We start from the raw sequence: 23,958 nt of genomic DNA, 5'->3' as shown, positions 1-23,958 counted from the left end.
TTACCTGAATACATAGGGTAATGAAGGCAGACCCGGGGAACTGAAACATCTAAGTACCCGGAGGAAGAGAAAGCAAACGCGATTCCCTGAGTAGCGGCGAGCGAAACGGGATTAGCCCAAACCAAGAGGCTTGCCTCTTGGGGTTGTAGGACACTCTATACGGAGTTACAAAGGAACGAAGTAAACGAACAAGTCTGGAAAGGCTGGTCAAAGAAGGTAACAACCCTGTAGTTGAAACTTCGTTCCCTCTTGAGTGGATCCTGAGTACGGCGGGACACGAGAAATCCCGTCGGAAGCTGGGAGGACCATCTCCCAAGGCTAAATACTCCCTAGTGACCGATAGTGAACCAGTACCGTGAGGGAAAGGTGAAAAGCACCCCGGAAGGGGAGTGAAAGAGATCCTGAAACCGTGTGCCTACAAGTAGTTAGAGCCCTTTAACGGGTGATAGCGTGCCTTTTGTAGAATGAACCGGCGAGTTACGATTGCATGCAAGGTTAAGTTGAGAAGACGGAGCCGCAGCGAAAGCGAGTCTTAAGTAGGGCGTTTTAGTATGTAGTCGTAGACCCGAAACCAGGTGATCTACCCATGTCCAGGTTGAAGTTCAGGTAACACTGAATGGAGGACCGAACCCACGCACGTTGAAAAGTGCGGGGATGAGGTGTGGGTAGCGGAGAAATTCCAATCGAACTTGGAGATAGCTGGTTCTCTCCGAAATAGCTTTAGGGCTAGCCTCACGAAAAACGAGTCTTGGAGGTAGAGCACTGTTTGGACTAGGGGCCCTCATCGGGTTACCGAATTCAGACAAACTCCGAATGCCAAGTACTTAAGCGTGGGAGTCAGACTGCGAGTGATAAGATCCGTAGTCAAAAGGGAAACAGCCCAGACCACCAGCTAAGGTCCCAAAGTATACGTTAAGTGGAAAAGGATGTGGGGTTGCTTAGACAACCAGGATGTTGGCTTAGAAGCAGCCACCATTTAAAGAGTGCGTAATAGCTCACTGGTCGAGTGACCCCGCGCCGAAAATGTACCGGGGCTAAACGTATCACCGAAGCTGTGGGTGTACACCGTTGGTGTACGCGGTAGGAGAGCGTTCTAAGGGCGTTGAAGCTAGACCGGAAGGACTGGTGGAGCGCTTAGAAGTGAGAATGCCGGTATGAGTAGCGAAAGATGGGTGAGAATCCCATCCACCGAATGCCTAAGGTTTCCTGAGGAAGGCTCGTCCGCTCAGGGTTAGTCGGGACCTAAGCCGAGGCCGAAAGGCGTAGGCGATGGACAACAGGTTGATATTCCTGTACCACCTCGTTTTTGTTTGAGCGATGGGGGGACGCAGGAGGATAGGGTAAGCGCACTGCTGGATATGTGCGTCTAAGCAGTTAGGCTGGTAAACAGGAAAATCCGTTTACCGCAAAGGCTGAGCTGTGATAGCGAGGGAAATAGAGTACCGAAGTTCCTGATTCCACACTGCCAAGAAAAGCCTCTAGTGAGAAAACAGGTGCCCGTACCGCAAACCGACACAGGTAGGCGAGGAGAGAATCCTAAGGTGAGCGAGAGAACTCTCGTTAAGGAACTCGGCAAAATGACCCCGTAACTTCGGGAGAAGGGGTGCTTTTTAGGGTGAATAGCCCTGAAAAGCCGCAGTGAATAGGCCCAGGCGACTGTTTAGCAAAAACACAGGTCTCTGCGAAGCCGCAAGGCGAAGTATAGGGGCTGACGCCTGCCCGGTGCTGGAAGGTTAAGAGGAGGGGTTAGCTTACGCGAAGCTCTGAATTGAAGCCCCAGTAAACGGCGGCCGTAACTATAACGGTCCTAAGGTAGCGAAATTCCTTGTCGGGTAAGTTCCGACCCGCACGAAAGGCGTAACGATCTGGGCACTGTCTCAACGAGAGACTCGGTGAAATTATAGTACCTGTGAAGATGCAGGTTACCCGCGACAGGACGGAAAGACCCCGTGGAGCTTTACTGTAGCCTGATATTGAATTTTGGTACAGCTTGTACAGGATAGGTAGGAGCCTGAGAAGCCGGAGCGCTAGCTTCGGTGGAGGCGTCGGTGGGATACTACTCTGGCTGTATTGACATTCTAACCCGCACCTCTAATCGAGGTGGGAGACAGTGTCAGGTGGGCAGTTTGACTGGGGCGGTCGCCTCCTAAAGAGTAACGGAGGCGCCCAAAGGTTCCCTCAGAATGGTTGGAAATCATTCGTAGAGTGTAAAGGCACAAGGGAGCTTGACTGCGAGACCTACAAGTCGAGCAGGGACGAAAGTCGGGCTTAGTGATCCGGTGGTTCCGCATGGAAGGGCCATCGCTCAACGGATAAAAGCTACCCCGGGGATAACAGGCTTATCTCCCCCAAGAGTCCACATCGACGGGGAGGTTTGGCACCTCGATGTCGGCTCATCGCATCCTGGGGCTGTAGTCGGTCCCAAGGGTTGGGCTGTTCGCCCATTAAAGCGGTACGCGAGCTGGGTTCAGAACGTCGTGAGACAGTTCGGTCCCTATCCGTCGTGGGCGTAGGAAATTTGAGAGGAGCTGTCCTTAGTACGAGAGGACCGGGATGGACGCACCGCTGGTGTACCAGTTGTTCTGCCAAGAGCATCGCTGGGTAGCTATGTGCGGAAGGGATAAGTGCTGAAAGCATCTAAGCATGAAGCCCCCCTCAAGATGAGATTTCCCATAGCGTAAGCTAGTAAGAACCCTGAAAGATGATCAGGTTGATAGGTCAGAGGTGGAAGCGTGGTGACACGTGGAGCTGACTGATACTAATCGTTCGAGGACTTAACCAAATTGATTATTCGGTTTTCTATTCTTCTTTCATTATCTAGTTTTGAAGGTATAATCCTTTTTGCGCAAGCAAAAGAGGTCACTTCAATCAAATAGTCCGGTGGCGATAGCGAGAAGGTCACACCCGTTCCCATACCGAACACGGAAGTTAAGCTTCTCAGCGCCGATGGTAGTTAGGGGCTGTCCCCTTGTGAGAGTAGGACGTTGCCGGGCAAGTAAAAGAGTATCCAATAGGGTACTCTTTTTTTGATCTTTTAAATGTTCGTAAGGACAAAAGAAAAAATGTAAACAAGATAGGAGCAGAAACTGGAGGCTGGCTAGGACCGAGGAGGTCGAGGAAGCGAGGGAGTGAGGCCCGGAGTGTACGATGTACACGAGGACTGAAGGAGCGAAGCTGACGAAGAGATCCGAAGGTCATAGACGGCCGGAGTCCGAACACGGAAGTGAAGCTTCGGCGCCGATGGTAGTTAGGGGCTGTCCCCTTGTGAGAGTAGGACGTTGCCGGGCAAAGCGAAAGAGTATCCATTTGATGGGTGCTCTTTTTTTGATCTGTCTTTTATTAGGAGCTCATGGAGCAAGAAATGCGTAATTTCGCAAGGAAAGTGTGTCACAAGAAGGGTTCACGAAACAAGATAAGGGTAGTTTTGTAAGGAAAGTATGTCTCATGAGGAGTTCATGAGACAAGAAAAGAGTAGTTTTAAAGGAAAAGTATGTCTCATGAAGGGTTCATGAAACAAGAAAAGAGTAGTTTTAAAGGAAAAGTATGTCTCATGAAGGGTCCATGAAACAAGAAAAGAGTAGTTTTAAAGGAAAAGTATGTCTCATGAAGGGTTCATGAAACAAGAAAAGAGTAGTTTTAAAGGAAAAGTATGTCACATGAGGGGTTCATGAAACAAGAAAAGAGTGGTTTTAGAGGAAAAGTATGTCACATGAGGGGTCCATGAAACAAGATAAGGGTAGTTTCGTAAGGAAAGTATGTCTCATGAAGTGTTCATGAGAACAGATTCCAGCGGTTGGATAGGAAAGAATGTCCTCATAGAGAGTTCATGAGGACAAAGCCAAGCGAAATCAAAGAAAGAATGTCCTCATAGGGTGTTCATGAGGACAAAGTCAGGCGAAAATCAGGAAAGATTGTCCTCATAGGGAGTTCATGAGGACAAAGTCGAACGAAAATCAGGAAAAATTGTCCTCATAAAGGGTTCATGAGGACAAAGCCAGGAGAAAATCAGGAAAGTTTGTCCTCATAGAGGGTTCATGAGGACAAAGCCAGGAGAAAATCAGGAAAGTTTGTCCTCATAGAGGGTTCATGAGGACAAAGCCAGGAGAAAATCAGGAAAGTTTGTCCTCATAGAGGGTTCATGAGGACAAAGCCAGGAGAAAATCAGGAAAGAATGTCCTCATAGGGTGTTCATGAGGACAAAGCCAGGAGAAAATCAGGAAAGAATGTCCTCATAGGGTGTTCATGAGGACAAAGTCAGGCGAAAATCAGGAAAGAATGTCCTCATAGGGTGTTCATGAGGACAAAGTCAGGCGAAAAGCAAGAAAGTTTGTCCTCATAGAGTGTTCATAAGGACAAAGTCAAGCAGAGTCATAAGAAAGAATGTCCTCATAACCAGTTCAAGAGAGCAATTTCCAGTCCCCGCACAAAATCCCTTTGTTTTTTCCACAGCAAGAAGGATAATCTAACAGTAATAAATCAATAGCTTTTATAAAATACATGATCAAATCTGCAAATGCGTAATAAATAGGAATAGTACACAAGTACCCAAATTCAATTCATATCTGAAAATGGTCGCAATAACTCTTTATTTTTAGTACAATGATGCTTACATGATTTTGCTTTATTAGGAGGACTTTTTGTGCTACAAAATGGTTTGGTAATGATGCTCATAATCCTTGTGATTAATATTGTATATGTATCCTTTTTCACGATTCGAATGATTTTGACGTTAAAGGGACAAAGATACTTGGCAGCATTTATAAGTATGATTGAGGTCGTTATTTATGTTATTGGACTTGGGTTAGTATTAGATAACCTTGATCAAATTCAGAATTTAATTGCGTATGCGATTGGCTATGGATTAGGTGTTATTGTCGGAATGAAAATAGAAGAGAAGCTTGCGTTAGGTTATATTACCGTGAATGTTATTACGAAGGAGTACGATCGGGATTTAGCGAAAAATCTTCGGGAGAAGGGCTATGGTGTGACGAGTTGGGCAGCGAATGGTCTTGAGGGCGAACGGATGTCGTTGCAGATCCTAACGCCAAGAAAATACGAGCTAAGGCTTTACGCAACGATTAAAGAATTAGATCCGAAAGCATTCATTATCGCCTATGAACCGAAAGCGATATATGGTGGATTTTGGGTAAAATCGGTCAGGAAAGGAAAATTGTTTAAATGAGCAAATTAAAACAGAAATTTGAGGTACAAGATAATGAAACAATTGATCAATGCCTTGATCGTATCCATAAAGCTGGTTATATGCCTATCAAAAGAATCGAAAAACCTATTTTTCAGGAGAATAAACAAGGATCAATTGTAAGTTATGAGCCAGTTGGAAGGCAAATTATTTTTGAAGCGAAAAAGATAGAAGGTTAAAACACGAACATTAAAAGAAATTTATTGGAATATTGTTCGATTATAAGTTGACACTTAGCCCTTATGTTGTTAATATGGTAATGCAAATGGAATAAACGATAAAAAATAAAATTTACCTCATATATAATGGGAATACGGCCCATAAGTTTCTACCCGACAACCCTAAATTGTTGGACTATGAGGAAAGTGAATATGACCGGATAGGATTGGTCTTTTATTGAAGGGCATAAGCGGACATGATGGATAAAAGACTGTGCGAGCGCAGCCTTTAGTTGATGTCCTCTTGTTTTCTGTGCTTCAATAAACGATTGTATGCCCGGACAGATTGCTTTCCTTCATAGGATTTAGCAGTTTGTTCCGGGCTTTTATTATGGCTTAAAAGTGGAGGAGAAAAATGAGTGCACAGGTTGCAGTAATTATGGGGAGTACATCTGATTGGGAAACGATGAAGCATTCATGTGAAGTACTAGATAAATTAGAGATTTCCTATGAAAAAAAAGTAGTATCCGCACATAGAACCCCTGATTTCATGTTCCAATACGCAGAGGAAGCAAGAGGACGAGGTTTTCACGTAATCATTGCAGGTGCAGGAGGAGCAGCCCATCTTCCAGGTATGGTGGCCGCCAAAACAACCCTTCCAGTAATCGGTGTACCGATTCAATCAAAAGCATTAAATGGACTGGATTCCTTACTGTCAATTGTACAAATGCCAGGAGGCGTTCCAGTAGCTACTGTTGCTATTGGCAAGGCAGGGGCAACAAATGCTGGTCTCCTTGCAGCACAAATCCTTGGTACTACTAATTCCGCCGTGGCAGAAAGACTTATTGAAATGCGCGAAACAACGAGGGAAACGGTGATGGAAAGTAGTGATGAACTTGTCTAAAACCATTTTACCTGGACAAACGATTGGAATCATTGGTGGAGGACAACTTGGTAGAATGATGGCTTTAGCAGCCAAAGAAAAAGGCTATCGCATTGCTGTGCTAGACCCGACGGAAGATTCTCCATGTGGTCAAGTATCTGATATTAAAGTCGTAGCAGAATATCACGATTTACAAGCGATTCAAAAGCTGGCAGAAGTTAGTGATGTGATTACGTATGAATTTGAAAATATAGATGCAGTAGCCCTCAATTGGCTTTGTGAGAATGCCTATGTACCACAAGGAAAAGAAGTTCTAGAAATCACACAAAATAGAGCAACAGAAAAAGCTGCTATCGGGAAGGCAGGTGCTCAAGTGGCGCCTTATAAGGTTATCAAATCGATGAATGATATTTATGCTTCTATCGACGAAATCGGTTATCCTTGCGTATTAAAAACAGCAACGGGTGGTTACGATGGTAAAGGACAGCTTGTCATTCGCACACGAGATGATATTGAAAAAGGTGAACCATTAGTTGCTTCAGGTCTTTGTGTGCTTGAGCAGTGGATTTCTTTTGAAAAAGAAATTTCAGTAATCGTTGTTCGTAGCCCAAAGGGTGAGACATCTGTTTTTCCGGTGGGAGAGAATATTCATAAGGATAATATTCTTCATGAAACCATTGTTCCAGCAAGAATGACAGTGGAAGCGAAGGAAAAAGCAATAACTTTAGCAAAGGAGCTAGCGCAGTCCTTAAAACTAGTTGGAACATTAGCGGTTGAAATGTTTTTAACGGCAGACGGCGAAATCTACATAAATGAGCTGGCGCCTAGACCGCATAATTCCGGTCATTATTCCATTGAGGCTTGTGAAACGTCGCAATTTGAACAGCATATTCGGGCGGTTTGCAATCTTCCACTTGGAAGTACCGAATTATTAAAGCCAGTTGTGATGGTGAATATTCTTGGTGAGCATCAAGAGCAAATCATTGAAAAAATAGGCGAATATCCAAATTGGAAAATTCACTTATATGGAAAAAAAGAAGCAAAAGTGAAAAGGAAAATGGGTCATGTGACCGTTTTGAATGACTCAATAGAGGACGCCCTTTCTGAAATTGACAACAGTAGAATTTGGGAACAGGCAAAAGAAAGAATCGGAGGATAAATAAATGATCGATCGTTATACAAGACCCGAAATGGGCGCAATTTGGACAGAAGAAAATCGTTTTAAAGCTTGGTTAGAGGTAGAAATACTTGCATGTGAGGCATGGGTTGAACTTGGAGATATTCCAAAGGAAGATGTTCAAAAAATCCGTGAGAATGCGTCATTTGATATTAACCGTATCAAAGAGATTGAAGAAGAGACTCGTCATGATGTTGTGGCATTTACTCGTGCTGTATCTGAAACACTTGGTGAGGAAAGAAAATGGGTTCATTACGGCTTAACTTCAACAGATGTCGTTGATACAGCATTATCGTATCTCGTCAAGCAAGCCAATGATATTTTACAAAAAGACCTTGAAGGCTTTGTTGAAATCTTAAAAAACAAAGCGAAGGAACATAAATATACAGTCATGATGGGTCGTACTCACGGTGTTCATGCAGAGCCGACAACATTTGGCTTGAAGCTTGCCCTTTGGTACGAAGAAATGAAGCGTAACCTTGAACGTTTCAAACAAGCGGCAGAAGGAATTGAGTATGGAAAGATTTCTGGGGCAGTTGGAACTTACGCCAATATTGACCCATTTGTTGAGAAGTATGTATGTGAGAAGCTCGGAATAAAGCCGGCGCCTATCTCCACACAAACTTTACAACGTGATCGTCACGCGCATTATATGTCTACGATTGCGTTAATTGCAACATCGATTGAAAAGTTTGCCACGGAGATTCGTGGACTACAAAAGAGTGAAACCCGTGAAGTGGAAGAATTTTTTGCAAAAGGTCAAAAAGGTTCATCTGCCATGCCACATAAGCGGAACCCAATTGGTTCAGAAAATATGACAGGTCTTGCTCGCGTGATTCGTGGACATATGTTAACAGCTTATGAAAATGTTCCACTTTGGCATGAACGTGATATCTCACATTCATCTGCAGAGAGAATTATTTTACCAGATGCAACGATTGCCTTGAATTATATGTTAAACCGTTTCGGAAATATCGTTAAAAACTTAACGGTCTTCCCAGATAACATGAAGCGTAATATGGATCGTACGCTTGGTCTTATTTACTCTCAACGTGTGTTACTCGCTTTAATCGATAAAGGCTTACCACGTGAAGAAGCGTATGATACGGTGCAACCGAGAGCGATGGAAGCCTGGGAAAAGCAAGTTCCATTTAAGAGCCTAATTGAAACAGACGAGAAAATTACAGCGAAGCTTTCTCCAGCAGAAATTGAAGATTGCTTTGATTACAATTACCACTTAAAGCATGTAGATACCATTTTTGACCGACTAGGATTATAAGAGGTTCCATTCTTTTGACTTTGAGAATTATCTAGTTCCAGCGCCTATCGCCTATCAAACTTCAGGTCCTCTCCCTACGATAAGTCAATCTCGATTCGCTAACGCTCATCGGATTTCCTTTATCTCAGTCGAGGCCCTTCCAGTTTGTACGGCGATGACCAAGGCGCTTCCACTTTTAATATAGGAGGCTCTCCACATGGAAAAAAGAGCATTGTTATATGAAGGAAAAGCAAAGAGAGTATATCAAACCGATGATGAAAATCTCGTATGGTTAGAGTACAAGGATTCTGCAACGGCCTTTAATGGTGAAAAGAAGGCGCAGATTACTGGTAAGGGAAAGCTCAATAATGAGATTACGAGTTTAATATTTTCAAAGTTAGAAAAAGAAGGAATTGCCTCTCATTTCGTTGAGAAGCTATCTGAGACAGAACAACTTGTGAAAAAGGTGACGATTATCCCTCTAGAAGTAGTCGTACGCAATGTGGCGGCAGGAAGCTTTTCCAAAAGATTGGGGATCGAAGAAGGGAAACCTCTCTCAAAGCCAATCGTCGAGTTTTACTATAAAGATGATGCTCTAGGAGACCCACTGATTACAGAAGATCATATCGAAGAAATGCAGTTAGCTTCGAAAGAAGAGGTAGCTCTTTTAAAAGAAAAAGCATTACAAGTAGATGAAGTATTATCGAAGTTATTTCTTGAATTAGATATTCGTCTCATCGACTTTAAGTTGGAATTCGGGAAGGATGCCGAAGGGGAAATCGTTCTTGCTGATGAAATTTCGCCAGATACTTGTCGCCTGTGGGATAGCAACACAAATGAAAAGCTTGATAAAGATGTATTCCGTCGTAATTTAGGGAACTTAACAGATGCTTATGAAAACATTCTTGCGAGACTTGGAGGTCCATCACATGTATAAAGTAAAGGTTTATGTAACGTTAAGAGAAAGTGTACTTGATCCACAAGGAGCTGCGGTAAAGCACTCATTACAATCATTAAACTATAACGAAGTATCAGACGTTCGCATTGGAAAATACATGGAGTTAACGATTGAAAAGTCAGATCGTCATGTTGAAGATGTCGTAAAGGAAGTATGTGATCGCCTCCTAGCAAACCCAGTTATTGAAGACTATCGCTATGAAATCGAGGAGTGTGTAGCCCAATGAAGTTTGCCGTCATCGTGTTTCCAGGCTCCAACTGTGATGTAGATATGTACCATGCGATTAAAGACGAACTAGGCGAAGAAGTCGAGTATGTCTGGCATGATACAGATAACTTAGATGAGTATGATGGAATTCTTTTACCTGGCGGATTTTCCTATGGGGACTACTTGCGTACAGGGGCGATTGCTCGCTTCAGCAAGGTGATGCAAGAGGTCGTGAAAGCAGCGAATGCAGGCAAACCTGTACTTGGAGTGTGTAATGGCTTCCAGATTCTTTTGGAGAGCGGACTATTGCCAGGTGCGATGAGACGAAACGAAAGCTTGAAATTTATTTGTAGACCAACGAACTTAAAGGTAGAAAACAACAATACGATTTTTACCTCTGAATATGAAAACGGCGAAATTATCACGGTTCCGATCGCTCACGGTGAAGGAAATTACTATTGTGATGAAGAAACGTTGCAAAAGTTACAAGACAACAATCAAATTGTCTTTACGTATGAAAACAATCCAAACGGCTCCTTAGAGGATATTGCTGGAATCATCAATGAAAAGGGAAATGTTCTTGGTATGATGCCCCATCCTGAAAGAGCAGTTGATGAATTATTAGGAGGAGCAGATGGCTTAAAGCTGTTCCGCTCAATCGTGAAATCTTTTCTTAAAAACCCGGTGGCAGTAGGCTAAAGACTCCTGCGCATAAGCTGGTAAACAAAGCAGTCATCGTGAAACTATGGAGGGAAGCACATGTCAATCATGCTTGAACCAAGTCCGGAACAAATTAAAGAAGATAAAATTTATCGAGAAATGGGTTTAACTGACGAGGAATTTGCGAATGTAGAGAAAATCCTTGGAAGAACTCCTAATTATACAGAAACAGGTCTCTTTTCCGTTATGTGGTCAGAGCATTGTAGTTATAAAAATTCAAAACCGGTATTAAGAAAGTTTCCAACTAAGGGTGAGCGAGTACTCCAAGGTCCTGGAGAGGGAGCTGGTATCGTTGATATCGGAGATGAACAAGCGGTTGTTTTTAAAATCGAAAGCCATAATCACCCTTCTGCGATAGAACCTTATCAAGGTGCCGCAACAGGTGTTGGTGGAATTATTCGTGACGTCTTTTCAATGGGTGCGAGACCAATCGCTCTATTAAACTCTTTACGTTTTGGAGAGTTGGATGCCTCTAGCCGAGTACGTTACCTTTTTAAAGAAGTTGTAGCTGGTATTGCAGGATATGGAAATTGCATTGGAATTCCAACTGTTGGTGGAGAAATCCAATTTGACCCTTGCTATGAAGGCAATCCACTTGTAAATGCGATGTGTGTTGGGTTAATTGACCATAAGGATATAAAAAAAGGTCAGGCTCATGGAATCGGCAATACTGTCATGTATGTTGGTGCGAAGACAGGTCGAGATGGTATTCACGGGGCAACCTTCGCATCAGAAGAGTTAACAGAGGATTCAGATGAAAAACGTCCAGCGGTTCAAGTTGGGGATCCATTCATGGAGAAGCTACTCATTGAAGCGTGCTTAGAATTAATTCAGTCTGATGCCCTTGTTGGGATACAAGATATGGGAGCAGCAGGATTAACTAGTTCTTCTGCAGAGATGGCAAGTAAAGCAGGTTCAGGAATTGAAATGAATCTAGACCTTGTGCCACAACGTGAAACAGGAATGACTGCCTACGAAATGATGCTATCTGAATCTCAAGAGCGCATGTTGATCGTTGTGAAAAAAGGTAGAGAACAAGAAATTGTAGACTTATTTTCAAAATATGATTTAGAAGCGGTAGCTATTGGTCAAGTAACAGACGATAAAATGCTTCGTCTCATTCACAAGGGCGAGGTTGTAGCCAATGTCTCGGCAGATGCCCTTGCAGAAGATGCACCAGTATACCATAAGCCTTCACTTGAACCGGAATATTTCCGTGAGTTCCAAGCGATGGAAAATGATGTTCCAGCAGTGGAAGATCACAATGAAACGCTCATTCAGCTTTTAAAGCAATCAACCATTGCTAGCAAAGAATGGGTATATGACCAATATGACTATATGGTTCGTACGAATACAGTGGTGGCACCAGGATCAGATGCTGCGATTGTCCGCATTCGTGGGACAGAAAAAGCGTTGGCGATGACAACAGACTGTAATTCAAGATATATCTATTTAGACCCAGAAACAGGTGGGAAAATTGCAGTTGCTGAGGCAGCAAGAAATATTGTTGCTTCTGGAGGGGAACCGTTAGCGATTACCGACTGCTTGAATTTCGGGAATCCAGAGAAACCAGAAATTTTCTGGCAGTTTGAGAAAGCAGTAGACGGGATGAGTGCAGCTTGTACGAAGCTTAATGCACCGGTTATCGGTGGAAATGTATCCCTCTATAATGAAACGAACGGTACTGCGATCTATCCAACTCCTGTAGTTGGAATGGTCGGGCTTGTCGAAAACCTTGCTCATGTTACGACACAAAACTTTAAGAACGCTGGAGACCTCATCTATCTAGTGGGGGAAACGAAGCCTGAGTTTGGTGGAAGTGAATTGCAAAAGCTCACATATGGAAGAATTTTTGGTAAAGCTCCAGAAATTGACCTTGATCTGGAAGAACAGAATCAAAAGAGTGTGCTAGCGGCAATCCGTGCCGGAGTAGTAGCTTCTGCTCATGATCTTGCAGAGGGTGGTCTAGCGGTTGCGTTAGCTGAAGGGTTAATGGGATCGACTGAACTTGGTGTGAAAGTGAAGGTAGATGGGGATGTGACTTCAGCCCTTTTCAGTGAATCACAATCTCGTTTCTTAGTATCTGTGAAAAAAGAAAACCAAGCACAATTTGAAAGCTTCGTGAATGCTCAGTTAATCGGTGAAACGACAAATACATCTAACCTTGAAATCTATGCCGATGACAAGCTTGTTCTTGATCAGAAAGTGGTAGATTTAGAGGCTGCTTGGAAAGGGGCTATCCCATGCTTGCTGAAATAAGGGGATTGAATGAGGAATGTGGCATTTTTGGTGTATGGGGGCATCCTGATGCTGCCCAAATCACCTATTACGGTTTACACACCCTGCAACATCGGGGGCAAGAAGGAACCGGAATGGTTGTCACAGACGGTCAGAAGCTAAAAGGGGTAAAAGGAGAAGGGCTTGTTGCCGAGATTTTCACAGCAGAGGCAATTGAGCAATTAACAGGAACAGGGGCCATCGGCCATGTTCGCTACGCAACTGCAGGGGGCGGTGGTTTTGAGAACGTGCAACCGCTCCTTTTCCACTCTCAATCTGGAAGTCTAGCACTTGCTCATAACGGAAATTTGGTCAATGCAACAGCGTTAAAGCGCCAGCTCGAAGGACAAGGGAGTATTTTTCAAACAAGTTCTGATACAGAGGTACTTGCCCATCTAATTAGACGTGGTGGCAATGCGCCGCTTATAGAACAGGTCCAAAATGCTTTGACGATGTTAAAAGGGGCTTATGCGTTTCTAATTATGACAGAAACACAGCTGATGATTGCACTCGATCCGAATGGCATGCGTCCACTTTCCATCGGTCGCTTAGGAGATGCTTATGTAGTAGCTTCTGAAACATGTGCATTAGATGTAGTCGGTGCTAGCTTTGTTCGTGATGTTGAGGCAGGAGAATTAGTGATCATAGATGACGAAGGAATTCGTTCTGAACGCTACGCGATGCCTGCTAATCAAGCAATGTGTTCGATGGAATATGTTTATTTTTCTCGACCAGATAGTGATATTCAAGGAATCAATGTTCATACAGCTCGTAAAAATCTAGGGAAAAGATTGGCGATTGAAGTGCCGATTGAAGCAGACGTTGTTACTGGTGTTCCTGATTCTAGTATTTCTGCTGCAATCGGTTATGCGGAAGAGTCTGGCATTCCTTATGAAATGGGCTTGATTAAAAATAAGTATGTCGGTAGAACGTTTATCCAGCCCTCTCAATCATTGCGTGAGCAAGGGGTAAAAATGAAACTTTCGGCTGTTCGTGGTGTCGTAGAAGGCAAGAGAGTGATCATGGTCGACGATTCGATTGTTCGTGGAACGACGAGCCGCAGAATCGTAACGATGTTGAAGGAAGCTGGTGCAACAGAAGTACATGTTGTAATCAGTTCACCACCGATTAAAAATCCATGCTTCTATGGAATTGATACATCTTCTAAGGAAGAACTTATGGCAGCTAGCCATTCTGTCGAAGAAATGCGTGAAATCATTGGTGCTGATACGTTAACCTTTTTAAGTGTAGAAGGCTTACTAGATGGAATCGGCAAGGTAAGTCCTGATGAAAATTGTGGTCAATGCCTTGCTTGCTTTACAGGTAAATATCCAACGGAGATCTATCCAAGTACAGCGAAAATGTATGAAAAGGTTTAAGTAAAAAGCATGATAAGCGGCACACTATATGCCGCTTTTCTATTTGAAAATTCACTAACTAGGAGGTCCTAACATGGCCAATGCTTATAGGCAAGCAGGTGTTGATATAGAGGCCGGCTATGAGGCGGTTACAAGAATGAAGAAGCATGTGAACCGCACGATTCGTCCAGGAGTAATGGGGGGACTTGGCGGATTTGGTGGAATGTTTGATTTATCATCCCTTAATCTGAAAGAACCGGTTCTTGTATCGGGTACAGATGGAGTGGGCACGAAGTTGATGCTCGCTTTCCTCATGGATAAACATGACACGATCGGCATTGATGCAGTAGCCATGTGTGTCAATGATATTGTCGTTCAAGGGGCTGAGCCTCTTTACTTTTTAGATTATATTGCTTGTGGAAAGGCTGCGCCTGAGAAGATTGAGGCTATTGTCAAAGGGATTGCTGATGGATGTGAACAAGCAGGCTGTGCACTTGTCGGTGGAGAGACTGCGGAAATGCCTGGGATGTACAGTGAAGATGAATATGATTTAGCAGGATTTTCTGTAGGAGCCTGTGAGAAAAAGGATATTATTACAGGAAAGAATATTAAACCTGGGGATGTCTTAATCGGTTTGGCTTCAAATGGAATCCATAGCAACGGCTACTCATTGGTCCGAAAAATTTTCTTTGAACAAGCGGGAATGTCCCTTGAAGATGAGGTGGAGGAGCTGGGCTGTAAGCTTGGAGACGAGCTTTTACGTCCAACAAGGATTTATGTGAAGCCGCTCTTAGAAGCTATTCGTAAATTCGAGATTAAAGGAATCTCCCATATTACAGGTGGAGGATTTGTTGAAAATATTCCACGCATGCTACCGGATGGATTTGGAGCTGAGCTATCAGAAAGTACTTGGACCGTTCCGCCAATCTTTTCGCTAATGGAAAGATTAGGAAAGCTTGAACGTCAAGAAATGTATAATATCTTCAATATGGGTACGGGCATGGTGCTGGCTGTGAATGAAGCAGATGCTAAAGCCATAATTGAGTTGTTTACTGAGCTTGGAGAAAAAGCCTATGTAATGGGCATTGTGACTGAACAAGAAGGGGTACTGATTAAGGAATAGCGGAGGTTACCATGAAAAAGATTGCCATCTTTGCTTCCGGGAGTGGAAGTAATTTTCAAGCTATTATTGAAGCCGTTAAAAAAGGTGAGCTCCACGCCGACATCTCTCTACTTGTTTGTGATAAGTCAGGAGCCTATGCGATTGAACGAGCAAAAAATGAACAGATCCCTTCTTTTGTTTTTAATGCAAAAGAGTACGAAAGCAAAGAAGCGTACGAAAAAGAGATCTTAAAAAAATTGCAAAAGCATGAAGTGGATTTCATTGTTCTTGCCGGGTATATGCGTCTGATTGGTACAACACTTTTAAATGAGTTTGAAGGGAAAATTGTTAATATTCATCCTTCTCTTCTACCTGCTTTTCCTGGTAAGGATGCGATTGGTCAAGCCTTACATGCGCAGGTAAAAGTAAGTGGAGTAACAGTTCATTTTGTCGATGCTGGAATGGACACTGGACCGATTATCGCACAGAAAGCGATCGAAATTAGTGAACAGGAAACGAAAGAAAGTCTCCAAACGAAAATACATCAAGTGGAACACGAGCTATACCCGCAAGTCATCCAACAACTTTTATACAATTATTAGGGGGATTTTGTGATGAAAAAGAGAGCACTCATAAGCGTATCTGATAAAGCTGGAATTACCGAATTTGCGAAGCAATTACACGAACTCGATTTTGAAATTATCAGTACTGGTGGTACGAAAAAGACCATTGAAGAAGCTGGTATTCCTGTTATGAGTGTAAGTGAGGTTACGGGCTTTCCGGAAATTCTTGAAGGACGGGTGAAAACACTTAACCCGATGATTCATGGTGGATTGTTGGCGAAGTTTTCAGAGGCGAGCCATCAGGAACAACTTTCTGAGCATCAAATCCAACCTATTCATGTTGTATGCGTCAATTTATATCCGTTTCAACAGACGATTGCGAAGACAGATGTGACCGTTGAAGCAGCGATTGAAAATATCGATATTGGTGGGCCAACGATGTTACGCGCATCGGCGAAAAATCATGAATATGTGACAGTGGTCGTCGATCCAATTGATTACACAACCGTTATTGAAGAGTTGAAGGCTACTGGTGAAGTTCAAAAAGAAACTCGTCGTAAGCTAGCTGCAAAAGTGTTTAGACATACGGCGGCATATGATGCGTTGATCGCTGAATATATGACGGAACTTGCTGGTGAAGAGACGCCAGAAACGTTAACTGTGACGTATGAATTAAAGCAATCTTTACGTTATGGTGAAAACCCACATCAAAAGGCGGCTTTCTATCGTAAACCACTAGGCTCTGTCTTCTCCATTGCTAATGCGACTCAATTACATGGTAAAGAGCTTTCTTATAATAATATCAATGATGCCGATGCAGCTCTTCAAATTGTAAAAGAGTTCACTGAGCCTGCCGCTGTTGCCGTTAAACATATGAACCCGTGTGGTGTGGGGACAGGAGAAGATGTATATTCTGCTTTTACGAAAGCTTTCGCAGCAGACCCTATTTCAATTTTTGGTGGAATTATTGCCCTCAACCGTGAAGTCGATAAAGCAACAGCAGAAAAGCTACATGAAATCTTTTTAGAAATCATCATCGCCCCATCTTTTTCAGAAGAAGCGATTGAGATTTTAACAGGTAAGAAAAACCTTCGTCTCCTAACGATTCCATTTGATGAAAAGGCGAAAGAGGAAGTGAAGTTAACTTCCATTGAAGGTGGTTTGCTTGTACAAGAGCAGGATCGATTTGGCCTAAAAGACGCTAATGTAACGATTCCAACGAAACGCAAGCCTACAGATGAAGAAATGAAGGCATTAGAGCTTGGCTGGAAAATTGTCAAGCACGTGAAATCAAATGCGATTGTCGTCAATAATGGCGATATGACATTGGGAATTGGTGCTGGACAAATGAATCGTGTCGGTGCGGCAAAAATTGCTCTAGAGCAAGCAGGAGCAAAAGCGGAAGATGCTGTTCTTGCGTCAGATGCATTTTTCCCCATGGACGATACAGTAGAGGCAGCAGCGAAGGCAGGAATTAAAGCGATTATTCAACCAGGTGGCTCTGTTCGTGATGAGGATTCCATCAAAAAAGCGGACGAATATGGCATTGCCATGGTGTTTACTGGAGTTAGACATTTTAAACATTAATAAGGATCGGAGGTTGGCGAAAGTGAAGGTATTGGTTATTGGACGTGGTGGCCGTGAGCATGCGATTTGTCAAACGGTGAGCGAAAGTCCACAGGTTGAACAAGTGTTTGTTGCACCTGGAAACGCCGGAATGGTAGATGTAGCAGAGCTTATTAAGATTGAAGAAACAGAATTAGACAAGCTCGTTCAGTTTGCTAAGACAGAAGAAGTCGGATTAACGATCATTGGGCCAGAAGTTCCGTTGTTGGCAGGGCTTGCAGATAAATTTCGTGAGGCAGGACTTCCGGTATTTGGACCAAATCAGAACGCAGCTGAGATCGAGGGAAGTAAATCGTTTGCCAAAGACTTAATGAAAAAGTATTCTATTCCGACAGCCGAATATGAGGTATTCAGTGACTATGAAGCAGCACGACAATATGTTTTAGAAAAAGGTGCTCCGATTGTCATCAAAGCAGATGGACTTGCAGCAGGCAAAGGTGTAACCGTTGCGCTTGACTTAGAAGAGGCGTTAAATAGTTTGAAGGAAATGCTGGAGGACTCTAAATTTGGCGAGGCATCATCGACCGTTGTCGTTGAAGAATTTCTTGCAGGAGAAGAATTCTCCTTAATGGCCTTTGTAAACGGCGAAAATGTTGTTCCGCTGGAAATAGCTCAGGATCATAAAAGAGCCTTTGATGGCGATAAAGGACCGAACACAGGTGGAATGGGTGCTTACTCACCTGTACCACAAATTGGCGAAGAAGATATTCAACTAGCAGTAGAGACAATTGTAAAACCTGCTGCCAAAGCACTTGTAGAAGAAGGCCGTAGCTTCTGTGGAATCTTATATGCAGGATTAATTCAAACGGAAAAAGGGCCAAAAGTGATTGAATTTAATGCTCGTTTTGGTGATCCAGAAACGCAAGTGATTCTTCCAAGAATGAAGTCTGATTTAGTGCAGGTCATGCTCGATGTAATTAATGGAGAAACCCCTGTAATTGAGTGGGATACTCAATCGATGATCGGTGTGGTCGTCGCTTCCAACGGTTACCCTGAAGCGTATGAAAAAGGGGCAGAATTAAATGGGTTAGATGAGGTAGAGGGGTTTGTGTTCCACGCAGGTACAGAAATGGGAGCATCAGGCCAATTTCTCACAAATGGCGGTCGTGTCTTACTTGTTGGAGCAAAAGCAGATACGCTAGCAAAAGCCCAAGAAACAGCCTATGAAGAACTTACTAAACTCAATTGTGATGGCGTCTTTTATCGTAAAGATATCGGCTTCAAAGCTATCGCATATGTTTCCTTTTAGACCTTCTCATAAAGGCATAGCATAGGGCAACAATACTCCCGATTAAGATGATAAGTACGAATGACATATCGGTTACGTATTCCCAGAACATAATTACAACTCCTTTCCCCCTCTAGACAAGGGGGAGATATTTAAGTCGGATTATAAGGGACGATGGTTTCTTGAAAGGAATCTTCCTCATCTTCCTTTTGGGGAACCATTTTCATTCCTTCTTGTATGAGCGATGTTACAGGACAATAACGAACGATGCCTTCACCCACTTTCATAGCACCGAGGATCGCTGTTATTAAAAATGTACTTCTCCAAGGTCTTTTCACCATTTTAGCAGTGCTCCAAGCGAGAATTGTTAGCCCGCAAGTGATGCGAATAAGGGCATTTAAGATCCCAATATTTTGTTTTATTTCCATAATCAATACTCCTTCACAATTTTTTAACATAATTTTTTAATTCTTTAATGAGTTAAACAACAAAATATGGTAGTATAAATAAAAATGATGGAAAGCTTTTCAATTTACTTTCATATCATTTTATTATGGAACAATTCTATTTCATTAAAAATATAAGCCAATGTATATACATCATCGAAAACTTCAAAGGGGAGGGAAGCATTGTGCTAGAACAACGTTATCGTTGGAAAAACAAACATATTCGTGAGCATGTCTCCGTCATTGATGGGAAATTGTCACCAACCATATTATTGAAAAATGCTCGCTATTTAAATCAAGTACTTCGCAAATGGATCACTGCAAATATTTGGATTTACGAGGATCGCATCATTTATGTAGGTGAAAAATTGCCTGAAAATACAGGCAACTGTGAGATTGTTGATTGTAAGGGACAGACACTCGTTCCCGGTTATATTGAACCTCATGCTCACCCATTTCATTTATATAATCCCCATTCATTAGCTCGATATGCATCCCAGTTTGGAACGACTACCTTAATTAATGACAACATGGCGCTCGTTTTACAGTTAGACAAAAAGAAAGCGTTTTCTTTATTGAGGGAGCTGCGGAACATTCCAACGACGATGTATTGGTGGTGTCGTTTCGACTCGCAAACCGAGATTTTGGATGAGGTAGATACATTCTCTCATTCTAGTGTAAAATCATGGCTCGAGCATGACGCGGTCTTACAAGGCGGCGAATTGACTGGGTGGCCAAAACTTTTAGACGGTGATGACTTAATGCTTCACTGGATTCAAGAAACAAAAAGAATGAGAAAGAAAATCGAAGGGCATTTTCCAGGAGCTTCGGAAAAAACATTAGCAAAAATGACGTTGTTTGGAGCAGATTGTGACCATGAAGCGATTTCGGGGAAAGAGGTTTATGATCGATTAATGCAAGGTTATATGGTGTCATTGAGACATTCTTCGATTCGACCTGATTTACCAGTCCTTCTTGATGAAATTCATGAATTAGGGATTGAACATTACGATCACTTTATGTTTAATACTGATGGATCTTCGGCGTCATTTTATGAACAGGGTATTATTGATAATATGATTCGAATTGCGATTGAAAAGGGTGTTCCGGTTATCGATGCATATAATATGGCAACGATTAATGTAGCGCGCTATTTTAATCTAGAATATTTACACGGCAACATTGCGACAGGAAGGGTAGCAAATATTAATTTCCTTAGTGATGAGAAGAATCCAACACCAGTATCTGTCCTTGCAAAAGGAAAATGGGTGAAACGTGATGGGGAAAATGTCGATGTATACGAGGAGATAAATTGGGAAACACATGGACTTGAACCTCTAAATATTGAATGGGATTTAACACATGACGATATGCAATTTTCGATGCCTTTTGGGATTAAAATGGAGAGTTCAGTCATTACAAAGCCATATTCGATCTCTATTGATGTTAATAATGATGAGCTTCCCGACACTCATGATGAATGCTTCTTTATGCTCATTGATAAAGACGGGAATTGGAGAACGAACACAGTTCTAAAAGGGTTTGCGAATAATCTCCCAGGACTCGCTAGTTCTTTTACCAATACAGGAGATATTGTTCTAATCGGGAAAAACAAGAATGAGATGATACGAGCTTTTAGACGGCTAAAAGAAATAGGTGGTGGAATTGTCTTCAGTGAGAATGAAGAAATTGTTCTTGAAATTCCGCTTCCACTTAAAGGAGTTATGTCGAATAAGAGTGTTGAAGAACTTATCGTTGAAGAGAAAAAGTTGTCTTCCTATTTGGTTGAAAGAGGCTATAAATTCAATGATCCAGTCTATTCTCTCTTGTTTTTCACCTCTACACACTTGCCTTATATTCGAGTAACTCAACAGGGGATGTATGACGTAATGAATAAAATGGTACTCTTTCCAACGATAATGCGTTAAAATATAAAAGAGTACATGCGCAAATGTAAGGGGTGCACAATGAAACGTAAATGGATGTATGCTACGGCAACAGCATTCTTTTTACTAGCTGGCTGTAGTAATAGTGAAGAAACTGTACAAGAACATCAAGAAAAACCTATAAATGAAGAAGTGAACAAAGAAGATTCTGTTGAGGCGTTTGCCTACCAATATCCATTAACAGGAATGGGTGTGAAGGAAGAATCAACGAATCGTGCTTATGCTGTAATGGTGAACAACGATCCGAAAGCAAGACCGCAATCTGGCTTGCATAAAGCGGATATTGTCTATGAGTTACTGGCTGAAGGCAATGTTACTCGTTTTCTAGCTGTTTTTCAAAGTGAGGAAGCCGATCGTATCGGCCCGGTGAGAAGTGCGAGAGACTACTATATTGATTTAGCTAAAGGATATGACGCATTGTATATTGCTCATGGCTATAGCCCTGAAGCGAAGGAAATGCTAGATAGTGGCTATGTCGACAATATCAACGGGATGCAGTACGATGGTTCCTTATTTAAGAGAGATAGCAATCGGGTTGCTCCTCATAATTCTTATATTACGACGGAGAGCATTTTAAAGGGTGCTGACAACCTTGGCTATAACATGGATGTTCCTCCATCTACGTTGCCTTTCTTAACAGAAGAGGAAACCGATACGCTTGCTGGTTCAAGTGCTAAGACGGCACAAGTGTCTTATTATTCAAGCAATCTGTTCAATGTTATTTTCGAGTATGATGAAGAAACGAAGAAGTATGAACGTTATTCAAACGGTGAACGGACAGAAGACTTGGATTCTAGTGAACCTGTGTTGTTAGACAATATTTTCGTTGTGGAAGCAGACCATCGACTCATTGATGATTATGGTCGACGTGAGATTGATTTAACTTCAGGTGGAAAAGCTTATCTCCTACAAAGAGGTCAATGGCAGGAAGTCGAATGGAAAAATGTTGATGGCAAGATTCTACCTTTTGATGCAAACGGACAAGAGGTTGGCTTCGTACCAGGGAAAACGTGGGTCAATGTGGTCCCGTCAGACCAAGGTATTGAAAATGTGGTTTCATTTACGGAATAAATAGAAGACTCTTTTGGCAACCATTATTACTTTAAATTAGAGACTAAAAGAGGAAGCGAAAAGTGCCGTCGCACACTTAATGTATAGCAGTAATTGAAATATATAGGGTAAAACCGGGTTCTGGGTTTTTATGAAAAACCACAATCTATACGAAAACAGCGAAATAGAAATAGAAAATTGCCTAAAAGGGGTAAATGTATGCAAATTGAAAAATTAAGAGGAAAAGAACTGGATCAATTATTCAATGCGGTCTTGTCACTCAAAGATTTAGAGGAATGCTATCGTTTTTTTGATGATTTATGCACAGTGAATGAAATTCAGTCTTTGGCACAACGCCTTGAAGTAGCACGCATGCTACGTGAAGGAAAAACATATCATAAAATTGAGACTGAAACAGGTGCGAGCACAGCCACCATCTCACGCGTAAAACGTTGCTTAAATTATGGAAATGACGCCTATGAACTAGCACTTGAACGGATTAAAGAAGAAGAAGTGTAAAATGCAAGAAACCGAGGATGGTCAAATCGTCCTCGGTTTTTATTTGTTTTTTAAGGGAAGACTGCCGGACGTGCGATCCTAGCCACAAGTCCAGTTAGACACTACTTGAATTTCCGCTAAAATGCCCAAATCCGCAATTATTCTTGATTTACCCGCAATTATCCCCGAAACCCCCGCAATAAACCCGAAAAGACCCGCAATTAACGGCGAAATCCCCGCAATAAACTCGAATAGACCCGCAATTAACGGCGAAACCCCCGCAATCAACAGCGAAACCCCCGCAATCAACAGCGAAACCCCCGCAATCAACAGCGAAACCCCCGCAATAAACTCGAAAAGACCCGCAATCAACAGCGAACCCCCCGCAATCAGCACCCTCGCCTCTCCCAAAAACCAACATTCTCCCCAACCCTACATAAAAACAAGATCATTGCACGAAAACAAGACCTTTTACCATTTTTTATTCCCTTTAACAAATGCTATAATGGTGTAATGGAGTATGGATTTGTCCATATAGAAAACGATGTATCTTCATCGATTGAAATATACTCGATTTGGAGGAAGTAGTACGTGTACGATATTCGTGACTGGCGCCATGCGTTTAAGCTGGATCCTAATAAAGAAATTTCCGATGAAAATCTTGAAAAAATATGTGAATCTGGAACAGATGCGATCATTGTCGGTGGTACGGACGATGTGACCTTAGAGAAGGTACTAGACTTAATGGCGAGAGTTCGAAGATACACGGTTCCTTGTGTTTTAGAGGTTTCTAATATTGAATCGATTACCCCTGGCTTCGACTTTTATTTCATTCCCTCAGTATTAAATAGCCCAGATTCCAAATGGTTAATTGAATTGCATCATGAAGCGGTGAAACAATACGGACATATTATGAATTGGGATGAGATTCTCGTTCAAGGCTATTGTATTCTAAATGAAGATTGTAAGGTAGCCAAGCTAACAAAAGCGAATGTCAACCTAACCAGTGATGATGTGGCAGCATACGCAAGATTAGCGGAAAATATGTTCCACCTGCCTATTTTTTACCTAGAGTACAGTGGTTCATATGGAGACGTTCAAACCGTTCAAGAAGCGAAAAATGTGCTCGAGCACACCGTCCTTTTTTACGGTGGGGGAATTGAGAGCCTAGAACAGGCGAAAGAGATGGCAGCACATGCTGACGTCATCGTCGTGGGAAATATTATTTATGCTGATATTCAAAAAGCTCTTGAAACGGTCAAAATATAAATTGATGGCAGAGTCTAAGTCATATACAATAGAA

At 42.4% G+C, this 23,958-nt stretch carries 21 protein-coding genes, 2 rRNA genes and 1 riboswitch (1 of these 24 cut by a window edge); of the genes, 20 read left to right on the top strand and 3 right to left on the bottom strand.

The window, feature by feature from the left end; translation table 11 throughout:
• The 16 genes from AA0X71_RS21560 to purD all read left to right on the top strand — a co-directional run.
• A 23S ribosomal RNA gene (locus AA0X71_RS21560) occupies nucleotides 1–2,782 on the top strand; it begins 153 nt to the left of the window's first position.
• A gap of 94 nt (nucleotides 2,783–2,876) precedes the next feature.
• Nucleotides 2,877–2,993: ribosomal RNA gene (rrf, locus tag AA0X71_RS21555) — 5S ribosomal RNA — on the top strand.
• Between the two features lie 1,646 nt (nucleotides 2,994–4,639).
• Nucleotides 4,640–5,182, top strand: coding sequence for a DUF2179 domain-containing protein (locus AA0X71_RS21550; RefSeq protein ID WP_413357315.1), 543 nt, complete (start codon nucleotides 4,640–4,642; stop codon nucleotides 5,180–5,182).
• Nucleotides 5,179–5,379, top strand: coding sequence for an NETI motif-containing protein (locus tag AA0X71_RS21545; protein ID WP_413357314.1), 201 nt, complete (start codon nucleotides 5,179–5,181; stop codon nucleotides 5,377–5,379). The genes AA0X71_RS21550 and AA0X71_RS21545 overlap by 4 nt, the downstream gene beginning before the upstream one ends.
• A gap of 97 nt (nucleotides 5,380–5,476) precedes the next feature.
• Nucleotides 5,477–5,577: riboswitch (purine riboswitch) on the top strand.
• 196 nt (nucleotides 5,578–5,773) lie between these two features.
• On the top strand, nucleotides 5,774–6,262 hold the full coding sequence (gene purE / locus AA0X71_RS21540) for a 5-(carboxyamino)imidazole ribonucleotide mutase (protein ID WP_413357313.1): 489 nt from the start codon (nucleotides 5,774–5,776) through the stop codon (nucleotides 6,260–6,262).
• A complete protein-coding gene (purK, locus tag AA0X71_RS21535; RefSeq protein WP_413357312.1) occupies nucleotides 6,249–7,400 on the top strand; it encodes a 5-(carboxyamino)imidazole ribonucleotide synthase in 1,152 nt (383 codons plus the stop codon). Before purE ends, purK begins: the two co-directional genes overlap by 14 nt.
• A 4-nt stretch (nucleotides 7,401–7,404) precedes the next feature.
• Nucleotides 7,405–8,697, top strand: a complete 1,293-nt coding sequence (gene purB, locus AA0X71_RS21530) for an adenylosuccinate lyase (protein ID WP_413357311.1) — start codon at nucleotides 7,405–7,407, stop codon at nucleotides 8,695–8,697.
• A 196-nt stretch (nucleotides 8,698–8,893) separates the two neighbouring features.
• The gene (purC, locus tag AA0X71_RS21525) at nucleotides 8,894–9,613 is read left to right on the top strand and encodes a phosphoribosylaminoimidazolesuccinocarboxamide synthase (protein WP_413357310.1); all 720 of its coding nucleotides are present in this window, start codon (nucleotides 8,894–8,896) and stop codon (nucleotides 9,611–9,613) included.
• Nucleotides 9,606–9,860, top strand: a complete 255-nt coding sequence (purS, locus tag AA0X71_RS21520; RefSeq protein ID WP_413357309.1) for a phosphoribosylformylglycinamidine synthase subunit PurS — start codon at nucleotides 9,606–9,608, stop codon at nucleotides 9,858–9,860. The genes purC and purS overlap by 8 nt, the downstream gene beginning before the upstream one ends.
• Nucleotides 9,857–10,540 (top strand): phosphoribosylformylglycinamidine synthase subunit PurQ, encoded by a 684-nt coding sequence (gene purQ, locus AA0X71_RS21515; RefSeq protein ID WP_413357308.1) that lies wholly within the window; start codon nucleotides 9,857–9,859, stop codon nucleotides 10,538–10,540. Before purS ends, purQ begins: the two co-directional genes overlap by 4 nt.
• A 60-nt stretch (nucleotides 10,541–10,600) precedes the next feature.
• Nucleotides 10,601–12,820: a phosphoribosylformylglycinamidine synthase subunit PurL gene (gene purL, locus AA0X71_RS21510; protein ID WP_413357307.1), complete on the top strand. Its 2,220-nt coding sequence runs from the start codon at nucleotides 10,601–10,603 to the stop codon at nucleotides 12,818–12,820.
• Nucleotides 12,805–14,217, top strand: a complete 1,413-nt coding sequence (gene purF / locus AA0X71_RS21505) for an amidophosphoribosyltransferase (RefSeq protein ID WP_413357306.1) — start codon at nucleotides 12,805–12,807, stop codon at nucleotides 14,215–14,217. Before purL ends, purF begins: the two co-directional genes overlap by 16 nt.
• A 73-nt stretch (nucleotides 14,218–14,290) precedes the next feature.
• Nucleotides 14,291–15,319: a phosphoribosylformylglycinamidine cyclo-ligase gene (gene purM, locus AA0X71_RS21500; RefSeq protein ID WP_413357305.1), complete on the top strand. Its 1,029-nt coding sequence runs from the start codon at nucleotides 14,291–14,293 to the stop codon at nucleotides 15,317–15,319.
• A gap of 11 nt (nucleotides 15,320–15,330) precedes the next feature.
• A complete protein-coding gene (gene purN / locus AA0X71_RS21495) occupies nucleotides 15,331–15,900 on the top strand; it encodes a phosphoribosylglycinamide formyltransferase (protein ID WP_413357304.1) in 570 nt (189 codons plus the stop codon).
• Between the two features lie 12 nt (nucleotides 15,901–15,912).
• Nucleotides 15,913–17,448, top strand: coding sequence for a bifunctional phosphoribosylaminoimidazolecarboxamide formyltransferase/IMP cyclohydrolase (gene purH, locus AA0X71_RS21490; protein WP_413357303.1), 1,536 nt, complete (start codon nucleotides 15,913–15,915; stop codon nucleotides 17,446–17,448).
• 22 nt (nucleotides 17,449–17,470) lie between these two features.
• A complete protein-coding gene (gene purD, locus AA0X71_RS21485; protein WP_413362716.1) occupies nucleotides 17,471–18,736 on the top strand; it encodes a phosphoribosylamine--glycine ligase in 1,266 nt (421 codons plus the stop codon).
• On the opposite strand, the gene AA0X71_RS21480 is transcribed toward purD, so the two are convergent.
• The gene (locus tag AA0X71_RS21480; RefSeq protein WP_413362714.1) at nucleotides 18,714–18,803 is read right to left on the bottom strand and encodes an EYxxD motif small membrane protein; all 90 of its coding nucleotides are present in this window, start codon (nucleotides 18,801–18,803) and stop codon (nucleotides 18,714–18,716) included. The genes purD and AA0X71_RS21480 overlap by 23 nt on opposite strands.
• A 64-nt stretch (nucleotides 18,804–18,867) precedes the next feature.
• Nucleotides 18,868–19,143: a DUF2892 domain-containing protein gene (locus AA0X71_RS21475; RefSeq protein WP_413357301.1), complete on the bottom strand. Its 276-nt coding sequence runs from the start codon at nucleotides 19,141–19,143 to the stop codon at nucleotides 18,868–18,870.
• Between the two features lie 203 nt (nucleotides 19,144–19,346).
• On the opposite strand from AA0X71_RS21475, the gene AA0X71_RS21470 reads away from it, so the two are divergent.
• The 3 genes from AA0X71_RS21470 (at nucleotide 19,347) to AA0X71_RS21460 (ending at nucleotide 22,676) form a co-directional block, all read left to right on the top strand.
• Nucleotides 19,347–21,089: an adenine deaminase C-terminal domain-containing protein gene (locus tag AA0X71_RS21470; RefSeq protein WP_413357300.1), complete on the top strand. Its 1,743-nt coding sequence runs from the start codon at nucleotides 19,347–19,349 to the stop codon at nucleotides 21,087–21,089.
• Between the two features lie 39 nt (nucleotides 21,090–21,128).
• Entirely contained in the window at nucleotides 21,129–22,178 is a 1,050-nt protein-coding gene (locus AA0X71_RS21465) for a DUF3048 domain-containing protein (RefSeq protein ID WP_413357299.1), read from the top strand.
• A gap of 198 nt (nucleotides 22,179–22,376) precedes the next feature.
• On the top strand, nucleotides 22,377–22,676 hold the full coding sequence (locus AA0X71_RS21460; RefSeq protein ID WP_413357298.1) for a YerC/YecD family TrpR-related protein: 300 nt from the start codon (nucleotides 22,377–22,379) through the stop codon (nucleotides 22,674–22,676).
• Nucleotides 22,677–22,754: 78 nt separating this feature from the next.
• On the opposite strand, the gene AA0X71_RS21455 is transcribed toward AA0X71_RS21460, so the two are convergent.
• Nucleotides 22,755–23,051: a hypothetical protein gene (locus AA0X71_RS21455; RefSeq protein WP_413357297.1), complete on the bottom strand. Its 297-nt coding sequence runs from the start codon at nucleotides 23,049–23,051 to the stop codon at nucleotides 22,755–22,757.
• Between the two features lie 195 nt (nucleotides 23,052–23,246).
• Here AA0X71_RS21455 and AA0X71_RS21450 point away from each other — a divergent pair, with 195 nt between their 5' ends.
• Nucleotides 23,247–23,924 (top strand): heptaprenylglyceryl phosphate synthase, encoded by a 678-nt coding sequence (locus AA0X71_RS21450; RefSeq protein WP_413357296.1) that lies wholly within the window; start codon nucleotides 23,247–23,249, stop codon nucleotides 23,922–23,924.
• Nucleotides 23,925–23,958 lie beyond the last annotated feature (34 nt).

This window comes from Robertmurraya phoenicis, assembly GCF_047302285.1.
GTDB lineage: Bacteria > Bacillota > Bacilli > Bacillales > Cytobacillaceae > Robertmurraya.
This window is presented reverse-complemented; position numbering and strand designations above follow the sequence as displayed.